General features: G+C 68.8%; 17 protein-coding genes. 7 read left to right on the top strand and 10 right to left on the bottom strand.

Annotated features, from left to right (window positions below):
• Nucleotides 1–8 precede the first annotated feature (8 nt).
• From EV138_RS17140 to EV138_RS17130, 3 genes are read left to right on the top strand one after another with little or no spacing between them, the layout of a single operon-like run.
• Nucleotides 9–425: an MmcQ/YjbR family DNA-binding protein gene (locus EV138_RS17140; protein ID WP_133979908.1), complete on the top strand. Its 417-nt coding sequence runs from the start codon at nucleotides 9–11 to the stop codon at nucleotides 423–425.
• Nucleotides 426–456: 31 nt separating this feature from the next.
• Nucleotides 457–1,209 (top strand): hypothetical protein, encoded by a 753-nt coding sequence (locus EV138_RS37645; protein ID WP_202866742.1) that lies wholly within the window; start codon nucleotides 457–459, stop codon nucleotides 1,207–1,209.
• Between the two features lie 20 nt (nucleotides 1,210–1,229).
• Nucleotides 1,230–2,027 carry a hypothetical protein gene (locus EV138_RS17130; RefSeq protein WP_133979907.1) on the top strand — a complete coding sequence of 266 codons (798 nt, stop codon included), beginning with the start codon at nucleotides 1,230–1,232 and terminating at the stop codon, nucleotides 2,025–2,027.
• A 6-nt stretch (nucleotides 2,028–2,033) separates the two neighbouring features.
• On the opposite strand, the gene EV138_RS17125 is transcribed toward EV138_RS17130, so the two are convergent.
• From EV138_RS17125 to EV138_RS17100, 6 genes are read right to left on the bottom strand one after another with little or no spacing between them, the layout of a single operon-like run.
• Nucleotides 2,034–2,984 (bottom strand): LLM class F420-dependent oxidoreductase, encoded by a 951-nt coding sequence (locus tag EV138_RS17125; protein ID WP_133979906.1) that lies wholly within the window; start codon nucleotides 2,982–2,984, stop codon nucleotides 2,034–2,036.
• Nucleotides 2,984–3,730 carry an SDR family oxidoreductase gene (locus EV138_RS17120; protein ID WP_133979905.1) on the bottom strand — a complete coding sequence of 249 codons (747 nt, stop codon included), beginning with the start codon at nucleotides 3,728–3,730 and terminating at the stop codon, nucleotides 2,984–2,986. Before EV138_RS17120 ends, EV138_RS17125 begins: the two co-directional genes overlap by 1 nt.
• A gap of 9 nt (nucleotides 3,731–3,739) precedes the next feature.
• A complete protein-coding gene (locus EV138_RS17115) occupies nucleotides 3,740–4,423 on the bottom strand; it encodes a histidine phosphatase family protein (RefSeq protein ID WP_133979904.1) in 684 nt (227 codons plus the stop codon).
• Between the two features lies 1 nt (nucleotide 4,424).
• Complete coding sequence (locus EV138_RS17110) at nucleotides 4,425–5,516, bottom strand: phosphotransferase family protein (RefSeq protein ID WP_238158187.1); 1,092 nt, start codon at nucleotides 5,514–5,516, stop codon at nucleotides 4,425–4,427.
• Complete coding sequence (locus EV138_RS17105; RefSeq protein WP_133979903.1) at nucleotides 5,513–6,382, bottom strand: SDR family NAD(P)-dependent oxidoreductase; 870 nt, start codon at nucleotides 6,380–6,382, stop codon at nucleotides 5,513–5,515. The genes EV138_RS17110 and EV138_RS17105 overlap by 4 nt, the downstream gene beginning before the upstream one ends.
• Entirely contained in the window at nucleotides 6,379–7,611 is a 1,233-nt protein-coding gene (locus tag EV138_RS17100) for an acyl-CoA dehydrogenase family protein (RefSeq protein ID WP_133979902.1), read from the bottom strand. The genes EV138_RS17105 and EV138_RS17100 overlap by 4 nt, the downstream gene beginning before the upstream one ends.
• A 63-nt stretch (nucleotides 7,612–7,674) precedes the next feature.
• Between EV138_RS17100 and EV138_RS17095 the strand changes: the two genes are divergently transcribed.
• Nucleotides 7,675–8,262: a TetR/AcrR family transcriptional regulator gene (locus EV138_RS17095; RefSeq protein ID WP_238158186.1), complete on the top strand. Its 588-nt coding sequence runs from the start codon at nucleotides 7,675–7,677 to the stop codon at nucleotides 8,260–8,262.
• 238 nt (nucleotides 8,263–8,500) lie between these two features.
• On the opposite strand, the gene EV138_RS17090 is transcribed toward EV138_RS17095, so the two are convergent.
• On the bottom strand, nucleotides 8,501–9,550 hold the full coding sequence (locus EV138_RS17090) for a LacI family DNA-binding transcriptional regulator (protein ID WP_133979900.1): 1,050 nt from the start codon (nucleotides 9,548–9,550) through the stop codon (nucleotides 8,501–8,503).
• 132 nt (nucleotides 9,551–9,682) lie between these two features.
• On the opposite strand from EV138_RS17090, the gene EV138_RS17085 reads away from it, so the two are divergent.
• Nucleotides 9,683–11,611 carry a discoidin domain-containing protein gene (locus EV138_RS17085; RefSeq protein ID WP_133979899.1) on the top strand — a complete coding sequence of 643 codons (1,929 nt, stop codon included), beginning with the start codon at nucleotides 9,683–9,685 and terminating at the stop codon, nucleotides 11,609–11,611.
• Here EV138_RS17085 and EV138_RS17080 read toward each other — a convergent pair.
• Entirely contained in the window at nucleotides 11,602–12,906 is a 1,305-nt protein-coding gene (locus EV138_RS17080) for an amidase (protein WP_133979898.1), read from the bottom strand. The two genes, EV138_RS17085 and EV138_RS17080, sit on opposite strands and share 10 nt — an antisense overlap.
• Before the next feature lie 127 nt (nucleotides 12,907–13,033).
• Here EV138_RS17080 and EV138_RS17075 point away from each other — a divergent pair, with 127 nt between their 5' ends.
• Nucleotides 13,034–13,486 (top strand): GNAT family N-acetyltransferase, encoded by a 453-nt coding sequence (locus EV138_RS17075; RefSeq protein WP_166678621.1) that lies wholly within the window; start codon nucleotides 13,034–13,036, stop codon nucleotides 13,484–13,486.
• Here EV138_RS17075 and EV138_RS17070 read toward each other — a convergent pair whose 3' ends face one another.
• Nucleotides 13,487–14,095, bottom strand: a complete 609-nt coding sequence (locus EV138_RS17070) for a hypothetical protein (protein WP_238158432.1) — start codon at nucleotides 14,093–14,095, stop codon at nucleotides 13,487–13,489.
• A 56-nt stretch (nucleotides 14,096–14,151) separates the two neighbouring features.
• Between EV138_RS17070 and EV138_RS17065 the strand changes: the two genes are divergently transcribed.
• Nucleotides 14,152–14,955 carry an aminotransferase class IV gene (locus EV138_RS17065; RefSeq protein WP_133979895.1) on the top strand — a complete coding sequence of 268 codons (804 nt, stop codon included), beginning with the start codon at nucleotides 14,152–14,154 and terminating at the stop codon, nucleotides 14,953–14,955.
• Here the strand turns inward: EV138_RS17065 and EV138_RS17060 are convergent.
• The gene (locus tag EV138_RS17060; protein ID WP_133979894.1) at nucleotides 14,952–15,629 is read right to left on the bottom strand and encodes an alpha/beta fold hydrolase; all 678 of its coding nucleotides are present in this window, start codon (nucleotides 15,627–15,629) and stop codon (nucleotides 14,952–14,954) included. The two genes, EV138_RS17065 and EV138_RS17060, sit on opposite strands and share 4 nt — an antisense overlap.
• Between the last annotated feature and the right edge of the window lie 2 nt (nucleotides 15,630–15,631).

Here is a 15,631-nt window from a genome sequence, read left to right as displayed (position 1 = left end):
CTGTCGGCATGGCCGGACGGAAAGCCCGCGTGGCGGACGTACATGCGGTCGCGGGCGGGATGCCGCACGTGACCGTCGTGCAGGGTGGCGGCGAGAACCCGGTCTACCAGGTCGGCGGGAAGTCGTTCGTGTTCTTCCGGACCAAGCGGCCGGACGCGTTCGATCCGGAGACCGGCGAGCGGTACGACGACGTGATCGTGATCTGGGTGCCGTCGGAGGACGACAAGCTCGCGCTGGTCTCCGACGACAGCAACCCCTTCTTCACGACTCCGCACTTCGACGGGCACCTGTCGGTGCTGGTGCGAGCGAGCCGGCTGGGTGAGCTGAGCGTTCAGGAACTGACCGAGGTGATCCAGGACGCCTGGTTGTCGCGGGCCTCCAAGCGCCGGGCGGACACCTGGCTGAAGGAGCAGCGGCTCAGCTGACGCGCCCCTCCCGGATGCGACACTGCGTGACGTGAGCTCACCGAACAACCATGGCGGTTGGCAGAGCCCGCCACACCAGGGCTACGGCCAGCCGCCCCAGAACGGCGGACCGCCACCCGGCTACCCGCAGGCGCCTCAGGACTACGGGCCACCCCAGACCTACGGGCAGCCGCCCCAGGGTTATGGGCCACCGCAGGGTTATGGGCCGGCGCCGGGGTACGGGTCTCCGTCGGGCTATGGGCCGCCACCCGGCGGCGGTGGACAACCGCCGAAGCGGAAGCGGGGTGTGATCATCCTGGCGATCGTGGTCGGCGTTCTGCTGCTCGGCGGGAACGTCCTCGGCTACCTCCTGCGCGACGACTTCTTCGGCGACGACGAGCCCACGAGCACGGCCACCGCCTCCACGCCCGTGGAAAACCCGATTTCCGGACCCACTGACAACTCCAGCCCGGCCGCCGACGCGCCGCGGCTCGCGAACGCGGTCGTCATGACCAAGAAGTTCCTCGGCTATCTGAACACCAACAACCAGAAGGCCGCGTCCGCGATGGGCTGCGAGGGCTCGAAGCAACTGCTGCCGACGGCGATCTCGCTGGTCGTGGACGAGTCGACCAACCTGACGGCCGGTACGGCGACGGTCGAGGAGCCCGGCACCTCGGCGTACCCGATGCGGATGGATCTCGTCACGATCAGCGGCACGGTGAAGTACCGGCCGACGAACGGCTGGGTGCGGATCCAGGACGTGCCGGGTGAGCCGCTCTGCGTCCGGATGTTCCAGACTCCCTAGCGGCCCTGCGACACTGAGCCGTGAGCACTCCGACGCCACCGGGTCCGCCCGGCCAAGGTCAGCCGGGTCCCAGCGGTCCGCCGCCCGGATGGCAGCCGCAGAACCAGCCGCCCCAGCACCAGCCGACGCAGAACCAGCCGACGCAGTGGACCGGGTACGACCAGAATCGGTACCAGCCGAACAGGCCCCAGGACGAGACGCGGGTGTTCGACCCGAACGGGCCCGGCGGTTTCGGCGGCCCGCCCGGATATCAGCGGCCGCCGCAGCGGAACCGGGCCGGGCTGTTCATCGTGCTGCTGGTGGTGCTGCTGATCGCCGTCCTCGGCATCGGTGGCGTGGTCGCCTACAACCTGGTCAGCGACAAGTCGCCGTCGTCGGAGACCACCGAGCCCGGCGGCCTGGATCCTTCGGACATCCCGACCGAGCTACCGACGTACTTCCCGACGGAGCCACCGACCGAGGACCCCACCGAGGAACCTTCCGTGCCGGCGACCACCGCGCCGACCAAGCCCCCGAGCGGCAACCCGGCGGAAGCGAAGGCGCTGGTCACGCAGTTCGTCGGTCACCTCAACGCGAACCAGCCGACCGCCGCGGCCGCCCTCGCCTGCCAGGAGTCCAAGGAACTGTTGCCGACGCTGATCAAGGTGCTGATCAAGCCGCCGACCAAGCTGACCGTCGGCGAGACCATCGGTCAAACCGTCATCATCGTCCGGGTCAACGGCACGACCAACGGCCGCAGTGTCACCGGCATCGTCCTCGTCCAGGCCGACCAGAGCGGGCACCCCTGTGTCAGAGCCCTCCAGGTAGCACCGAACTGATTCGTCTCAGCGAGTCGGTGCGAGCGCGCGGGCCGTCTCCAGCAGATCGGTGCCGGTCGGCAGTGCGGCGATGATCGGGGTGTCGAGACCGTTCGCCACATAGGCGTCGATCTGCGCGCGACAGTCGTCGGCCGAACCGTGCACGACCAGATCGTCGATCACCGAGACCGGAACCGCTGCCATCGCGGCGTTCCGGTCACCGGCGGCCCAGGCATCGCGCATCTCTTTCAGCTGCTCGCCCCGACCGAGCCAGTCGTGGAACGCCGCATATCCCGGCACGGTCAGGTAGGTGGCGATCAGATAGCGCCCGATGTTGCGCGCCATCTCGGTGTCCTCGGTGACACAGACGAAGATCCGCGCGGCGAGTTCCTTGTCGTCACCCAGCTCGGCGCGCACCTGCCGCACGTCGGCGGCCGAAAGCCAGTTGGTGATCGCCCCGTCGGCTTCGCGCGCGGCCAGTTTCAGCATCTGCGGCCGAAGCGCGGCGAGCATGATCGCGGGCGGGATCTCCGGCGCCTTCTCCAGCCGGAACCGGTTGATCGTGAAGCTGTCGAACTCCCCGTCCACCTTCTCCCCCGCCAGCGCCCGCCGCAGGAACCGCAGTACGTCACGGGTCCGCGCCAGCGGCGGGTCGTACGCGATCCCGTTCCACCCGGTCACGATGGTCTCCGACGACGCCCCGATCCCGAGCACGAACCGCCCCGGCGCGAGCTCGGCCAAGGCCGCGGCACTCATCGCCAGCGCGGCCGGCCCGCGCGTGTGCACCGGTACGACGGCAGTCCCCAACCGCAATCGTTCGTCCCACTCGGACGCGAGCACCAGCGGGGTGAACGCATCGGCGCCGGCCACCTCGGCAGACCACAGGTCCGTGTAGCCGAGCGAGGCCAGCTCGCTGATCAACGGCCGGTGGTCGCGCAGCGGCACCCCGGTCAACGGAACGGTCAGACCCCAACGCATCAGATCACCCTTTTCAACAGCGAGACCGGCACGACCTTGAGCACCGAACTCAAGGGACGCCACGGCCACGACGGTACGACGGCTTTGGCGCGTTCGGCCTCGATCGCCGCGACCATCGCGCGGACGCCCGGCTCGGTATCCACCACGAACGGCAGCTTGCGGACCCCTTCGTTCAGGTCGGACCTGATGTAGCCGGGCTGGATCACGCTCACCTTGATCGGCTTGCCGAGCATTTCCAGCTGCAGACCTTCACCGACCGCGGCGATCGCCGACTTGCTCGCGGAGTACGCGGTCATCGCCTTCGGCATCCCGCGCAACCCGGCGACGGACGAGATCATCACCAGGTGGCCCGCGTTCCGGGCCCGGAACAGCTCCATCGCCGCTTCGGCCTGGGCCAGCGCGGCGACGTAGTTCGTCATCGTCGTCGCCAGGTTCGCATCGAAGCGTCCTGTGCCGATCGGAGTCCCCTTGCCGATCCCGGCGTTGACGATCACCCGGTCCAGGCCGCCGACCTCCGCGTCGGCGGAGCGGAACACCTCGAACACCTGGTCGTGATCGGTCACGTCGAGCCGGCGGACGACCACCTCGATCCCGGGGTGGGCGCTGGTCAGCTCGTCCTGCAAGGTCTTCAGGCGGTCCTCGCGGCGAGCGGTCAGCACCAGGTTCCGGCCCTTGGCGGCGAACTGCCGGGCCATCTCCGCGCCCAGGCCGGCGCTGGCTCCGGTGATCAGGATGTTGCGTCGCATGAACCAGCCCTATCTGTAGGAGAGCATGTCGGTGCCGTCGAGATGCGCGTGTTCGTTGTAGCTGATCACGGTCAGACCGCTGCGACCGGACACCAGTTTGGTGATCGCGGTGTTGATCGTGACCGGGTTCAGCCGCAGCCAGAGCCCGTCGTCGCCACCCAGCAACCGCCCGGCGATCGCGGCGATCGGCCCGCCCGAGGTGAACACGACCGCGGTCTCCCCTTTGCCGAGACGGTTCGCGGTACGGCGTACTGCCTGCTCCGAGCGCTCGCAGAAGTCGGTGAAGCTCTCCGCATACCCCTCGCCGTCACTCGCCGCCCAACGCTCGGTCGCGGCAGTGAACATCTCCTGGAAGGCCCGAGCGGGATGCCCGGTACGAGCCAGATCGGCAAGCAGCACGGCGCGACGCTTGTACGCCGGTTTGTGCGCCACGATCACCTGGTCGTGGTCGAACTCGTTGAACCCCTCGTCGACGTCCACCGTTGTCTCGAGCCCGGCGGCGGCGAGCGCGAGCTCCGCAGTACGGGCATGGCGTTGCATGGCGCCCGCGACGACGAGCTCGGGCTTCACGCCACGCTCGGCCAGTGCTTCACCGAGGCGCTCGGCCTGTCGCTCACCCAGCGGCGAGAGCCGGTCGTAGTCGCTGCGGCCGAACGACGCCTGGGCGTGCCGTACCAGGTAGATCGCGCCCATCTCAGGCCGCCTTGCGGATGATCCGGCGGCAGCGGCGCTCGAGCAGGTTGACCGGCAGCCAGAGGTTCTTGAACCGTGGATTCCTGGTCTGCTTGTGGTGGTAGCGGTAGTAGATCTGCTGGCAGATCACGGCCAGCCGGAACAGCCCGAAGACCTCGTAGAAGGCCCAGTTCGCGGGTTCGATGCCGGTCTTCTCCGTGTAGTAGCTGACGATCTCGTCGCGGGTGAGCATTCCGGGCACGTCGGACGGCTGCATCTTGAAGCGCTTGAAGGCCCAGTCGTCGTCGGCCTGCACCCAGTACGCGAGCGCGCTGCCGAGATCCATCAGCGGATCCCCGATCGTTGCCAGCTCCCAGTCGAGCACGCCGACGACCTTGAGGGGATCGCCCGGATCGAGGACAACGTTGTCGAGCCGGAAGTCGTTGTGGATCACGCAGGTCCGTACGTCGGCCGGCTGGTGCGCGGCCAGCCAGCTCATCACCTTCTCGAAGCTGGGAACGTTCCAGGTCTTCGCCTTGCGATAGCGACCGGTCCAGCCGGCGACCTGGCGCTCGACGTACCCGGCGCCGCGGCCGAGATCCGTCAGCCCGGCGGTGTCGGGGTCGACCTGGTGCAGGTCGATCAGGGTGTCGATCAGGGTGTGGCCGAGTTGCCGGGTCTGCTCCGGAGTCAGCTCGACGCCGAGGTCTGAGCGCCGCGGGATCGTACCGGCGATCCGCTCCATCACATAGAACTCGGAGCCGATCACCGGGTCTTCGTTGCAGTGGGCAACCATCTTGGGGACGTAGGGGAAGACGGGCGCCAGCGCGGCCTGGATCCGGTACTCCCGGCCCATGTCGTGGGCGCTTTTCGCCTTGGTCCCGGCGGGCGGGCGACGCAGGATCAGGTCGCGGCCGGCGTACCGGAGGAGATAGGTGAGGTTGGAGGCGCCGCCGGAGAACTGCTTGACCTCCGGCAGTCCGGCGGGCAACTCGGTTTGTCGCCGAAGCCAACTGTCAACGGCAGCGACGTCGAAGGCATCCTCGTCCCGCACCTCCCGCGCCCCGTGGGGAGCGTCCGCACCGCCCTCGTTCGCTGCCAACGGAGCCGTCACCGCTCCCCGGCTGTCGGCACCGAACTCGCGCCCGTCGACCCGCCTGCCCCCGTCCCATCTGCTCCCGTCCCATCTGCCGCCGGGCCGGTCGCTTCCCCGCGCTCCCGGGCTCGGGCGGCGATCTTGCGCATCTGGCGGTCGTAGAGCGGGCGGGCGAAACGCTTGGTCCGCCAGGCGATCAGGGCCGGCCGGTCCGGGATGATCAGGAACTGCCGCTTCTTCACCCCGGCGATCACCTTGGCCGCGATGTCGTCCGCGGTCCGCGGTGACTTCTCGATCAGCTTCCGGGCGGTCGCGCCCATCTCGGTGTCGTCGCCCTGGATCGAGTCGGCCAGATTGGTCCGGAAGAACGACGGGCAGACGACCGACACGCTCACGCCGTACGGGCTCAGCTCGTGCGAGAGCGTCTCGGACAGCGCGACCACGCCGGCCTTCACCGTGTTGTACGAACTCATCATCGGCGGATGCACCAGGCCGGCCGCGGAGGCGGTGTTGACGAAGTGACCCGAGCGCTGCCGCTTGAACATCGGCGTGAACGCGCGGCAACCGCGGACCACACCCATCAGGTTGATGTCGACGACCCGGTCCCACTCGTCCAGCGACTCGACGTCGATCCGTCCGCCGGTCGCGATCCCGGCGTTGTTCACCAGGATGTCGAGACCGCCCCAGTTCTCCTCGCACCAGGCGACGGCGGCGTCCCAGTCAGCGGCGTCGCGCACGTTCAACTGCCGGTACTCCGTGGCGCCGTGCCCGGGGACCTCGGCGGCGACGTCCGTACACAGCACCTTGTGGCCGTCGGCAACGAATCGCTGGACCAGCGCCGCGCCGAGTCCGCTCGCGCCACCGGTGACGAGAACTCTGCTCACTTCGACTCCTTGCTGTACTTGGCGAGCTCGATCTTCGCGACGACTCCACGGTGCACCTCGTCGGGCCCGTCGGCCAGCCGGAGCGCACGGGCACTCGTCCACGCGGCCGCGAGCGGGAAGTCGTCGGAGAGCCCGCCGCCACCGTGCAACTGGATGGCCATGTCGATCACGTCCTGCGCCATCCGCGGTACGGCGACCTTGATCTGACTGACCTCGCTCAAGGCACCCGCCAGCCCCTTGGTGTCCAACAGGTACGCCGTTTGCAGCACCAGCAGTCGCGCCTGGTTGATCGCGATCCGGGCGTCGGCGATGCGCTCGCGGTTGCCGCCGAGGTTGACCAGCGGCTTGCCGAACGCAGTACGGGAGGTGCCGCGTTGGAGTGCCAGCTCGAGCGACTTCTCCGCGAGACCGATCAGGCGCATGCAGTGGTGGACGCGGCCTGGACCGAGTCGTCCCTGGGCGATCTCGAAGGCGCGACCTGGGCCGACCAGGATGTTTGAGGCCGGCACACGGACGTCGGTGAAGGAGACCTCGCCGTGCCCGTGCGGTTCGTCGTACCGGCTCATCGCCGGGAGCAGGCGCTCGACCTTCACGCCGGGAGTGCTGCGCGGGACCAGCACCATCGTGTGGCGAGCGTAGCGGTGCGCGTCGGGATCGGTGAGGCCCATGAAGATGAGCAACTCGCAGTCCGGATGGCCGACGCCGGTGCTCCACCACTTGCGGCCGTTGAGGACCACCTCGTCGCCGTCGACGACCGCCGTCGCGGCCATGTTGGTGGCGTCGGACGAGGCGACATCCGGCTCGGTCATGCAGAACGCGGACCGGATCCTGCCGTCCAGCAACGGCTCCAACCACTGCTGCTTGTGCTCGGGCGAGCCATAGCGGAGCAGCACCTCCATGTTGCCGGTGTCGGGGGCGTTGCAGTTGAACACGTACGGCGCGAGGAAGGAGCGGCCGGTGAGCTCGGCGATCGGGGCGTAATCCAAATTGCTGAGGCCTTCGCCGTACTGCTCGTTGCCGGGCTCGGCCGGCGGGAGGAAGAGGTTCCAGAGACCTTGCTTCCTGGCCTTGGCCTGCAACTCCTTGTAGACGGGGAGCGGCTGCCATGGGTCCTCGGCGGCTTTCGTCGCCGCGTGCACCTCGGCCTCGATCGGCTCGATCTCGGTCCGGATGAACTCGTCGACCCGGCCGATCAGTTCCTGAGCTCTGCTGGACGGCTCGAAACCCATCCCACGCCTCCTCAGCTTGATGTTCCTTGACGGTAGCGCACTTACTGAGCAATGCTCAATAGCGTGCGCCAGCGACTGACAGCGGAGGATCGCCGCAAGCAACTGGTCGGCATCGGGCTGCGGATGCTGCGGACCCAGCCGATCCACCAACTGTCCGTGGACGCGGTCGCGGCCGAGGCGGGCATCTCGCGCGGGCTGTTGTTCCACTACTTCCCGACCAAGCGCGACTTCTACATCGCCGTGGTGAGCGCGGCCGGGCGACGGCTCCTGCGGGTCACCAAGCCGGATCCGTCGCTGCCACCGGCCGAGCAGCTGCGGGAGATGCTGCTGGCCTTCCTCGCCTTCGTGACCCGGCGGCGCGACTCGTACATCTCGTTCGTCCGCGGAGCGGCCGGTGGCGACCTGTACGTCGTGGAGATCTACGCCGAGACCCGGGCCGGGCTGACCACCCGGGTGCTCGACCTCCTCGGCGACTCCGCGGCCGCGACCGACCCGGCCTCACCAGTGCGACTGCTGGTCCACGCCTGGCTCGCGTACGTCGAAGACCTCGCCGTCGAATGGTCCGGCCTCCCCGAACCCGACCGCCCAGTCACTGCCGAAACCCTGGTCGACCAGTCCATCGCCGCCCTTCACGCACTCCGCACGCTCTAACCCCCACCCCGCTCGCCCTCGCCCCGCTCGCCTTCGCCCCACTCACCCCGCTCCCACTCACCCCGCCCGCACTCACCCCGCTCCCACTCACCCCGCCCGCACTCACCCCGCCCGCACTCACCCCGCCCGCACTCACCCCGCTCCCACTCACCCCGCCCGCACTCACCCCACTCGCCCTCACCCCGCCCGCCCTTACCTCGCTCGCGCTCGCCCCGCCGGGCTCTGCTCGGGGCGGTGGTCAGTTTGGTGGGGCTGTGGAGGCTCGGATGATCAGTTCAGTAGCCAGTTCGACGTGGAGTGCCTCGACCTCGTGGCGGTCGAGGAGGCGGGTCAGCAGGCTCACCGCCATCCGGCCCATCTCCTGCAGCGGCTGCCGGACCGTGGTGAGCTGGGGCGAGGTGGCCCGGCTGAGATCGATGTCGTCGAACCCGGCGATCGACAGGTCGTCCGGGATCCGCAGACCGCGCTCGGCCGCCGCTTGCATCGCACCGACCGCCGCCTTGTCGTTGAAGGCGACCAAGGCAGTCGGCCGCTCGGGAAGATCCAGCAGTTGCCCGGCCGCGCGGTACCCCTGCTCGATCGTCGGCTCGACGTAGCGGACCAACTCGGCGTCCGGGAGGATCCCGCCGTCGGCGCAAGCAGCCGCATGGCCGCCCATCCGGGCGTCGCTGGCGAGCCACTCGCGGGGACCCGCGATCACCCCGAGGCGGCGGTGGCCGAGCTCGACCAGGTGGGCCGTGACTTGGCGCGCGCCGGAGAAGTGCGCGGCCGAGACGGACGGGATGTCTCGCGGCAAGGGTGTCCGGGGGTCGACCACGACGAACGGGAACCGGCGGGCCTGGAGCCGGACCAGCTCCTCGCCCGGCTCCGGCGGGAGGATCAGGATCGCGCCGGCCAACCCGTGCGCGCCGGCCAACCCGTGGCCGCCGGCGAGGCCGTGGCCGCCGGTCAGCCGGGCGAGCGCCTGGGTGTGCTGCGCGCCCTCGCCGGCATTGAGGACGAGCGGGCGGCCGTGCCGCTCGAGGGTCTCCGCGATGGACGACACGATGAGACCGAAGTAGTCGGTCAGCACGTACGGGCAGCGGACGTAGACCGCGCCCGCCACCGGCTTCGGCCGGCCTCCCCGCGGCCCGGGTGCGCGGAGTCCGAGACGCTCGACCGCCTGCTCGACCAGCTCCCTGGTCTGCGGCGCCACGTTGCCCGCCTGGTTGAGCACCCGCGAGACGGTCGCGATCGAGACCCCGGTCTCGGCCGCGATGTCCCGCACGGTGGCGCGACCCTTAGGCATTTGTTACATCGTTTTGTTTCACACCTGCACCCTAATCCCAGTCTTGACAGGGTGCTAGAGCAGTTGTTTTCTGAGCCTGAAACAACTCACTGTGTTTCATTTGTTACAGCCCGCCCGCTGTGAAGGAGAACAATGAACTGGCAAGCGATCGGCGGGACCGTCGCGGTCTCCGCCCTGGTGCTCAGCGGGGTGACCGTCGGCGCCGACGCCGCCCGGCTTCCCGCCCAGAGCCACTCGACCGGATCGGCGGCCCGGGTCTGGGTCACCACTCCGGACCGCACCGAACTGCTGCACGAACGGACTCCCGTCGCGTTCAGCCGGACGGGCAGCAAGCTCACGACGATCACGGTCGACCCGGCCACGAAGTACCAGACCATGGACGGCTTCGGCGCCGCCATCACCGACTCGTCCGCTGCGGTGTTCTACCGGCTGAGCGCGGCCGACCGGGAGAAGACCCTGCGGTCACTCTTCGATCCGAAGCAGGGCATCGGCGTGAGCTTCCTGCGCCAGCCGGTCGGCTCGTCCGACTTCACCGCCGCCGCGGCGCATTACACGTACGACGACGTGCCGGCCGGGCAGACCGACTTCGCGCTGCGGCACTTCACCGTCGCGCACGACCAGGCGCAGGTGCTCCCGTTGCTGCGCCGTGCCAAGCAGCTCAACCCTGCACTCAAGGTGATGGCGTCGCCGTGGAGCCCGCCGGCCTGGATGAAGACCGGCGACTCCCTGATCGGCGGCCGGCTCAAGGACGACCCCGCTGTCTACAACGCCTACGCGCGCTACCTGGTGAAGTTCGTGAAGGCGTACGCCGCGGCCGGCGTACCGGTCGACTTCCTGTCCGTCCAGAACGAGCCGCAGAACCGCAAGCCCGGCGGCTACCCGGGCACGGACATGCCGGTACGACAGGAAGCCGCCGTGATCGAGGCGCTCGGCCGACTGCTGCACGCAGCGAGCCCGCGCACCAAGATCCTCGGCTACGACCACAACTGGACCACGCACCCCGGTGACGTCGCCAGTACGCCGCCCGGCGAGGACCCGGAGACCGACTACCCGTACCAACTGCTGAGCACTCCTGCCGCCAAGTGGATCGCCGGTACGGCGTACCACTGCTACTCCGGCAGCGCCGCAGCGCAGAGCGCCTTGCAGAAAGCCTTTCCGGAGAAGGGGATCTGGTTCACCGAGTGCTCGGGCTCGCACGGCGCGACCGACACACCGGAACAGATCTTCCGCGGCACGCTCACGTGGCACGCCAGGAACCTGGCACTCGGCGTCACCCGGAACTGGGGCAGGTCGGTGGTGAACTGGAACATCGCGCTCGACTCCACCGGTGGTCCGCATCTCGGTGGCTGCGGTACCTGCACCGGGCTCGTCACGCTGCAGCCCGACGGCACGGTGAGTACCGATGCGGAGTACTACACGATCGGTCACCTGTCGAAGTTCGTGAAGCCCGGCGCGGTGCGGATCGGCTCCACGTCGTACGGGACCACCGGGTGGAACGGGCAGTTGATGGATGCCGCCTTCCGCAACCCGGACGGGTCGACGGCGCTGGTGGTGCACAACGAGAACGACGACCCGCGGTCCTTCGCGGTGGCGGTTGGGGACGAGTCGTTCGAGTACACGCTGCCGGGTGGAGCACTGGCGACGTTCACCTGGCCGCGCTCGGGTATTTCCCGGTTGACGCCGATCTCGCTGGCCGGCGCGACCGCTTCCGCAGTACCGGCTGGTGACGCGTCGGCGGCGATCGATGCCGACGGATCGACGCTGTGGCAGTCGAAGGCCGCGCAGGCGCCGGATCAGTACCTGCAGGTCGACCTCGGTACGGCGAAGACGATCCGCCGGGTGGCGCTCGACAGCGGCGGCAATCTGGGCGACTTCGTTGCCTCGTGGAAGCTGACCTACAGCAACGACGGCACGACTTGGCGACCACTGGCGACCGGTACGTCGGACGGCCCGCTGACCAATGTCGACGTGGCACCGACCCGGGCGCGCTACGTCCGGATCACCTCGACCAGCAGCAGCGACCACTGGTGGACACTCGCTGACGTGCGCTTCTACAGCTGATCCGCCCCGCTTGATCTCCCGTCCACAGCCTGTGGACGGGAGGTCAGGGCCTGCTCGACCCAGTGCGCGACGGCACTGGCGGATTGGTTGTCTAAGGCAATCACCTGCAGACCGACCGGCAGGCCGTCGGTCGGCAGCGGGACGCTGTACGCCGGGTAGCCGGTCAGGTTGGCCAGGCGGGTGTTGCGCAGGAGTTTGGCCCGGATGCTCAGCGAGTCGTTTTCGACCTCGCTCAGCGTCGGAGCCGTCAGTTGGACGGTCGGCAGCAGCAGGGCGTCGACACGGCTGATGGTGGTCCCGAGTTCGACGGTCACCGCGAGGACCTGCTCGCGAGCTCTGACGTAGCGCCAAGCCGGGATCTCGGCCGCCTCCCGCAACCTCTGCTGGACGTCGGGCTGGTAGTTGTCGACGTCCCGGCCGACATGGTTGGCGACCGCCTCGGGTCCCTGCAGGTCGATCGCGGTCTGGTTGGTCTCCGCCCAGTCGGGGACCTTCGCCTCGCTCATGACGGCACCGGCGGCCCGGAGCGTTGCTATTGCTGCAGACCAGGCAATGGTCACCTCTGGTGAGCAGTCGAGGTGTTCCGGGTTCGACACCAGCCCGAGGCGCGGCGGGCTCGCAGTACGGGCTGTGTGTTGTGCAGTCAGTGCGTCGACGGCGTACTGCGCGTCTGCGACCGTGGCAGTGAGTACGCCGACGTGGTCCAGGCTCTGGGAGAGCGGGAAGACCCTGTCGGTGGACAGTGTGTTCCGCGCGGGTTTGAAGCCGACCACTCCGCACAGGGCGGCAGGGATGCGCACTGAGCCGGCAGTGTCCGTGCCGATCGCCAGTGGGACGACACCGGCCGCTACTGCCGCAGCAGCACCCGCACTGGAGCCACCGGTGATCCGTGACGGGTCGTGCGGATTGTGGCAGGGTCCCGCTCGGTTGGAGGTTCCAGTGCAGCCATAGGCGAACTCGTGACTGTGGCTGAGCCCGAGGACGATCGCCCCGGCCGCCCGCAACCGCCGTACGACGTCTGCGTCGGTGCTGCCGACTTCGTCCATCGTGAGCGAGCCGCAGCGGTACGGCAGGCCTTCGACCTCGATGATCTCCTTCACCAGCACGGGTATGCCTGCCAGCGCACCACGACGGTCGTGCGCGGCGGCAGCCTTGCGTGCTCCTTCTGCATCCAGGTGAACGACTGCGTTCAGCGCGGCCGTCTCCTCGGCCCGCCGCAACGCCTGCTCAACCAGGTCGACCGGATCGACTGCACCACTTCGGACGGACGCGGCAATCGCTTCGATGGACTCCACACCGAACATCAGAGCACGGCTGCACCTCGATCGGCATCAGTTGCGGGTTGTCGGCCTCACAACCGGGCGCAGCGTCGGTGAGGAAAGCGAAACAGCAGCGTCACGGCTCGTTGCTACCGTCGCGATCATGACCCTGATCGACGAGGCGGAACTGCGATCGGCGACGACGACCGACCCGGACATCGTCGCGCTCACCACCGCCCAGCAGGCCGAACTCGCCGCCATCTACGGCGACGACCAGCCCTTGGTCGACCTGCACCCCGACATCCGATTCATCCTGCTCCTCGTCGGCGGCACCCCGGTCGGCTGCGTCGGCCTGCAACCGGTCTCACCCGGCCTCGGCGAGATCAAACGCATGTACGTCGAACCCGCCTCCCGCGGCTGGGGCCTGTCCCGCCTCCTGCTCACCGAGGTCGAGTCCGAGGCCCGACGCCTCGGCCTCACCCACCTCCGCCTCGAAACCGGCACCGCCCAACACGAAGCCCGAGCCCTCTACACCCACCACGGCTACACCCCCACCTCGCCCTATCCCCCCTTCGAGAACGAGCCTGCCTCCCTCTGCTTCGCCAAAGAACTCTGATCAGCGCGGGAGGTCGAGGACGAGGTCCTGGTCTTCTTGGTGGAAGCCGACTTTGTTGAGGTAGGAGGCCGAGTTGCGCATGCGGCGGGGGGCTATGACCTGGTGGAAGCCGTGGTCGGTGAAGACGTCGCTGCGACGGTAGACGAACTCGCCGGGGGTGAAGTCTCGGTACTCGGGCAGGACGTAGTCGAGGTCGATCTGGGCGCGGCCGTTGCCCGCGTCGTGGGCGAGGACGACGCCTACGGTGCGTTCGCCGCGCTGGACCAAGAACGCGTACGGGCTCGTGGCGGACGTGAAGCCCGGGTTGAACCTGCTGATGTCCTTGCCGTGCGCGGTCAGTACGTGGCCGAGGTACGCGTCGGTGGAGTTCACCTCGAGCACGGCGTACTCCGCGTCGTCGTGTCGGTGCCGCAGTAGGCGCCAGAGCTGGATCACGTTGATCACGGCCAGTACGGCGTTCATCCCGACCATCGGCCAGACCGGGATGGCGAGGTTGAAGCCGACCAGGATCACGCAGCCGATCAGGTTCAGCACACGCAGTCGCAGGATCCGGGTCTGCAGCAACGACACGACCACGAGTGCCGAGCCGCCCCACCCGATGATGCTCATGAGGTCCACGCCGTGAGACTAGTGCCCGGTGGACCCGCCACGCGCAGACTAAGGGGGTGACCGAGAACCTGGAGCTGAACGGCGTACCGCTCGAATCACTGCCGGCCACGTTGCTGAGGGCAACCAGTTACGGCCACTTCACCTCGCTGCAGGTCCGCGATGGCCGGGTCCGTGGACTCGCCCAACACCTGGAGCGGCTCGACCGCAGCTCCCGCGAACTCTTCGGCCACGGCCTCTCCGCGGACCGCGTGCTCGAGACCCTACGAGCCGCCCTCGATCGCGCGTGGTCGGCCGACGTCTCCGTCCGCATCAACGCGTTCTCGCAGGCCGGCACGGGCAAACCGGTCGAGCCCGATCTCCTCGTCACCGTGTCCGACCCCGTCGCCCCCACCACCACGCCACCGAGGCTGCTCGCCTTCGAACACGAGCGACCCGTCCCCCACCTGAAACACACCGGCACGTTCTCCCTGACGTACTACGCACGCCAAGCGCGGCTCGCGTCGTACGACGATGCGCTGTTCTACGACCGCTCGGGCAACGTCTCCGAAGCCTCGATCTGGAATATCTGCTTCGCCATGGCCGACCGCATCATCTGGCCCGAGGCAGCCGTCCTCCCCGGCATCACCATGCTGACGCTCCAAGCCGGCCTGGAAACTCTCGGCGTTGCACGTGAAACGGTGCCCGTCCCCCTGGGCACCGTCGCCGACTACGGCGCGGCGTACCTCACCAACTCCATCGACCCCGCGCTTCCGGTCGCCTCGATCACCACCCCGGCCGGCACCACGCAGTACAAGCCTGACCCGGCGTCCGCCGACCTCATCGCCCGTGGCTATGCCGCGATTCCGCTCGACGTGATCTAGAGCCAGGTCGTGGCCCGGTCGGCGATCAGCCGGCCGAGTTCTTCGGGAGCGTCGCGGGCGATCAGGTGTCCTGCGTCAGGGATCCGGGTGACCTCGACGGTGGGCTTGGCAGCGCAGAAGCGGTCGATCTCGGCATCCGCGAGCGGGGAGGTCGGCCCACCCCGGACGAGCAGGATCGGCAGTTCGAGGTCGGTCGCTGTGGCCAGCAGTTCGTGACTGTGTTCGAAGATGTCCTCGACGAGGTGCGCACGCCGGTCGCGGAGACCGAGGCTGTCGAGCCAGGCGCGGACCCGCGGCGCATCGGATTCGGGGACGACGTCGACGAGGATCAACCCGGCGACGGCCAGGGCCGTGGACGGATCGGCGAGCGAACCGATCGCGGCCAGCCCACCGAGGGACGCGCCCACTACGACGACCGGTGCGGGCTCCCGGTGAATCATCGCGGCGACGTCCGCCACAAGTACTGCGAGCGTCGTCGCCTCTCCCGAACTCGCGCCGTGCCCGCGCAAGTCGTAAGCCACACTCCGCAAGCCGCGCTGGCTGAGCGCGGCCGCGACCGGCGCCCACACCCCGCGCTCCTCGCCCCCGGCATGCAGGAGCAGGACGGTCGGACCACTGCCGGTCGCCGTGCCCCGCAGCTCTACGTCTCCCCGGACGAGGGTGAACTCGGTCATCA

The sequence above is a fragment of the Kribbella voronezhensis genome (genome assembly GCF_004365175.1).
Lineage (GTDB): Bacteria > Actinomycetota > Actinomycetes > Propionibacteriales > Kribbellaceae > Kribbella > Kribbella voronezhensis.
Note: the sequence above shows the minus strand (reverse complement) of the source record. Positions and strands in the feature narration are given on the sequence as shown.